Raw genomic sequence first — 5,051 nt, 5'->3', positions numbered from 1 at the left:
TTTATTAAATTGTAATATAATTACAGTATGTGAAATTATATTACATTAACTTTAAAAACGAAGTGAGAATAATCTTCATTTCGCTTTTTTTATTTGCAATCCTTGTTAAATTTGCTCAATGCAGTATTTATTTCCACATTCTTCGCTTTTATTTAATCGGTTTCTCTGTTTTTAAGACAAATGAACTTAATGCAGGAACTTTAATTTTATTGTCATGGACAACATAAAGTGGTGTACTTCCCGCCTGCTTCCCATCTACTAGTACTTTCCAAGGACCTTTCGATGGAAGTGTTATTTCAACAGCTTCTCTATTTGCATTGTGAGCCACTGTAAAGTATTCATTTTTATTCCCCTCTATTGTATAAGCTACAGTATTTTTCGGAGCATCAATAAATGATACGTGTGTTTTTATTTGCTCTGCAGATGTCATTCGAAAAGCTGAGTACTTTTTGCGTAATTCTATTAAACCCTTCATATAATCTACTTCATTATTAAACGTTGCACGGCGCAGCCAATCCATCTGGTTAATTGAATCTGGAGATTTGTAACTATTATGATCACCGTATTTCGTCCGCATAAACTCTTGCCCTGCATGTAAAAATGGAATCCCTTGTGATGTTAATAAAATTGAAGAAGACAATTTGTGCATTTGTTTTCGCATTTCTTCACTGTCACCTGGATTAGTTAACTCAAGTTTATCCCATAATGTATGATTGTCATGTGCTTCCACATAAGTTAATACCTGTTCAGGATCTTGATAGGTAGACGAATTTGTATCATAGTCAATACCTGCTGTAATGCCTTTTTTAATACGATCTTCCATGTTTTGCTTTCCATTTACAAAACCATTTTCCTTTTCCTCAAATACACTACCTTTCAACCCATCACGTATATTATCGTTAAAATGAGCAATCCCTTTCATTTTCTCTGCATTTTTTTGATTTGCTTTCAACTCAGCTGCAAGAGGTGTATTTAAATCCCATCCTTCTCCGTGTAGTATAATAGAAGGGTCAATTTGATTAACAGCTTTACGTATTTCATTCATCGTTTCATAATCATGAATACCCATTAAATCAAAACGGAATCCATCTAAATTGTATTCTTTTGCCCAATATGTTACGGAATCTATCATAAATTTCCTCATCATTTTTCTTTCTGAAGCAGTATCATTTCCTACTCCAGTTCCATTTGCAAATGTTCCATCTTCATTGTAACGATAATAATAACCTGGAACTAACTTATGAAAATTAGATTCAGCAGCATTATACATATGGTTATATACTACATCCATCACTACTCGAAGATTATTATCATGTAATGTTTGAACCATTTGCTTTAATTCAGTTATTCGAACAGTTGGCTCATAAGGATTTGTAGAATAGGAGCCTTCTGGAACGTTGAAATTTTTAGGATCATATCCCCAGTTATATTGCGGTTCATTTAAAGTCTCTTCATTTACTGAAGCATAATCAAATATCGGTAAAAACTGAACGTGAGTAACACCAAGCTCCTTTATATGATCAAGTCCTGTTTTTACACCTCCTGGCCCTTTTGTTCCTTTTTCTGTTACACCTAAATACTTCCCTTTCTGTTTAATACCACTTTCAGGTTGAATGGAAAGATCGCGTACATGTAACTCATAAATAATAGCATCTTCCGGATTTTTAAATTTTGGCTTTTTGTTTGCTTTCCATTTTTTCGGATTTGTTTCTTCTAAATTAACGACTGCACCTTTATCGCCATTTACAGAAGCAGCACGCACATATGGATCAACCGCTTCAGCCCACTTATCACCAATTTTGACCTTATACGTATAAAAGAGCCCTTTTTGGTTCCCCTTTAGTTCTGCTGTCCAAGTTCCCTTTTCACCTTGTTGCATGTTTATTTCAGCACCTATTTTATCGTTCCAGTTTTTATATGTAACTAACTTCGCTTCGCTTGCAGTAGGAGCCCATAAACGGAACTTTGTATGTTGCGGAGTATATGTATTTCCTAAATCGTTGCCACCATAATAAAATAAATTATCAAATTCTTCGCTACGAATGACTTTACCAATTTCAGTATTCGTATCAGCTAAGTTTTCAATTTTAACTTTGTATGTTTGTTTTAAATCAATTTTCTGTTCCGTAATTATTTTAACCTTATTAGTAATATCTCCACTGTTTGTATCATAAGGAGTAATATTTTTAATTTTAATGCCTTCAATTTCAATTTTCTTTTCCTTAATATGAAACGGGACATTAGTCGTTACAGTAATTTCATTGAAACTATCAATAGTTGCTTTTTGAATTGAGAGATCCGATGAAGGCTTAGAGTTATATACTTTTTCATCACCCGAAAGAATCCATACTTCAGCACGACCGTCCTTTATATTTTCAATCCAACGATCCCCACCATCTTTTTCCCATTCATTTGTTCGAACTATAAATCCTACACGATTATAGTCACCGTCTATTTTTATCTTAGCGTATTTTCCAAATTCATCTTCACCAGTAAATTCATAAGATGTACCATTTGCATTTTCTCCCCATAACCAAAGATTCCAGTCTTTTGTATTTCCAAGCTTTTCTTTGTAATGAATGATAATTTCAGTTGTTTTCGAATTTGAAACTGCCTTCACACTCTGAAAAGAGAAAACAGATGATAACATAATGATTAAAGTAAGTAATAAAACTGTTTTGTTAATTAATCTTTTTGTAATTTGCACCACATACACCCTTTCTTCAAATATTACTAACGATTTATTATGCTTTCACTGAATAAAACTGCTTAAATTTATCTAGAAATCTCTTTAACTTCACCTCCATATTGGCTATTTTCACGTATGTATTTCAATGACCTTTTAATACGAAAGCGTTTGCATTAACGCTTAAAAAAATAGATTTGTTTATGCCTTCATATATTTGTAAATACTAAAAGATCAGGGAAATCATTTTAAAGCAATCGTTTGTTATCGCTTTCATTTTATAGACTTTCTATCAAGAGGTCAATATATTATTAATTTTCTGTTTTTATACACTTTAAACCTTATTGATTTGTCACTACTTCTTAAAGAGAAAGCGCCTCATTATTGCTTAGTCAGTTTATTTTCAATAATACATTGCTACGTAAAAAAACAGCTAATATCCTTAAAATGACATTAGCTGTTTTTCATAATGTATTAATATATGAATGAGAACTATATTTCTAAATTACTTAATTTTTGCTGCATCAAATGCTTTTTGAACTGCTTGAACTTCAGCTGTATTCGCACCATATTTATTAGTTGCCACTCGAATACATGCTGATCTCAATTCTTTGAAATTAGAAGTCATGTTTAACTCATCTGTATTTGCATAATAGAAAATATCAAACATTTTATCTTCACCAATTCCTTTAACAGTTACTCCGTTATGAGTTCCGCCTTTCGCAATGAGATACGCAACTTTATTAATAATACTTGAATTAAAATGAACACCGCCTTGATCCCATCCATTAAAATCGTTAAATTCACTGTAATCATCTGGATAAGGTACTCCAAGTGAAGATGGAACAGAAGCTGGGTTTTCCATATCACGGAAAACAGATCCCGTTTGTTCTCCCATTGTCCAGTTGAATTTTCCATTATTTACGTATTTCTCAATAGATGTTCCCATAATATCAGATAATGCCTCATTAATCGCACCGGATTCTCCGTAATATTCAAGATTAGATTCGCTAGAAGTAACAGCGTGTGTAAATTCATGTCCAGCTACGTCATATGCTTTAACAATAGGATCGCCATATACAAGCATACTTCCATTATTAGCACTTAATGCATTCTGCCAATTTTTCGGATCATTCGTCTCTTCAGAATCCCAAGCGTGTACAACTGAAACTACTTTTTGTCCTTTATTATCAAAGCTATTACGCTTGTATTTATCTTTATAAAAATCAAATACTTTTGTTGCTAAGTAATGAGCACTTACTGCTTTCGGATCGTTAAATGTTGCCGAAGTACTAGTCGCTAATGTACCAGGATAATAGCTTTCTTCTTTAGTAATATCTCTGTAATTCACATCATATGTTTCAATGCCTTGCCCTCTTGTATAATCAGCAAGAGCATATTTGCCATTACTTTGTTTAGAGATACCAAATGAACGAGAAATACCTAAATCATCTTTTCCTGTTCCAGTTAATGATGTAAGACTGCTTTGTTTACTTTTCTTTAAAGCTCCAACTAGTTTGTCACTGGCTTTTAAGTTAGATTCTTGTACCATATTTTTTAACATATCACCATTTTGTGCATTTACTAAATAAGTACCAGAAACATAGTTTGGTGTTGCAGCTTCAAAGGTAACTTGGTATGCATTTTTAGCTTGTCCATTATTTTCATCAACAAAAATAACCTCTTTAACTTCCGGCTCAGAAATAAACTTGAGATCGTTTCCGTACTTCGTATAAATAAATTGTTTTGCTTCATCTTTTGATAGATTAATAGGTTTTTTCAATTCTTCTTGTTTTAAATTTTGTGCGCTATCACCTGAAACACTTTTAATAACACCATTATTATCTACGTGTGCAGTTAATTGATGTCCATATACTTCTTTTCCTTCGTATGTTTGTTGCATACGCACAAGTGTAGTTCCATCATACGAACCACGTTTTTGAAGAACTTTATAATCTACTCCTGCTTCTCCATTGACTTGTTTTTGGGACAGAGCTTGCTCTGTTTTCTCCTTAAGTGCATCCTTTACTACATTTTCTGGTGCCTTTTGTGACGGTTGTGTAAGTTCACCCGAACGGAACGATTCCTCTTGAATTTGGACTTGTAGTTGATCTGTTTCCTCTGCATGACCTACGCCATATGGTGCCACAGCTGTTAAAGCTAATCCTGTTGTTAATGCTACCTTAGTTAATGTCTTTTTGTTTTTCATTATTTCACCTCGTATAATTTTTGAAATAGAAAGCTTGTACAAAGTATACTGTCTATTTCTGTCGGAAAAAAGAGAAAATACGAAATTTATGTAACATTATGCAAAATTACATAAATTGTGGTCAATATTATAAATAATGAACGGAACACATATGTA

At 32.8% G+C, this 5,051-nt stretch carries 2 protein-coding genes; both read right to left on the bottom strand.

Annotated elements, in window-relative coordinates; all coding sequences use genetic code 11:
- Positions 1-148: 148 nt before the first annotated feature.
- A complete protein-coding gene (gene pulA, locus ACQGSG_RS26475) occupies positions 149-2,707 on the bottom strand; it encodes a type I pullulanase (protein WP_087967055.1) in 2,559 nt (852 codons plus the stop codon).
- A gap of 484 nt (positions 2,708-3,191) precedes the next feature.
- Entirely contained in the window at positions 3,192-4,895 is a 1,704-nt protein-coding gene (locus ACQGSG_RS26470) for a M4 family metallopeptidase (protein ID WP_000791453.1), read from the bottom strand.
- Positions 4,896-5,051 lie beyond the last annotated feature (156 nt).

It is taken from the genome of Bacillus sp. GMa5/1 (genome assembly GCF_050172015.1).
Lineage (GTDB): Bacteria > Bacillota > Bacilli > Bacillales > Bacillaceae_G > Bacillus_A > Bacillus_A cereus.
The sequence above is the reverse complement of the archived record's forward strand: the minus strand, read 5'-3'. Positions and strand labels throughout refer to the sequence as shown.

Excerpts from the sequence above, each read along its gene's own strand:
- ACQGSG_RS26470 (WP_000791453.1), bottom strand. The coding sequence starts at position 4,895 with ATGAAAAACAAAAAGACATTAACTAAGGTAGCATTAACAACAGGATTA.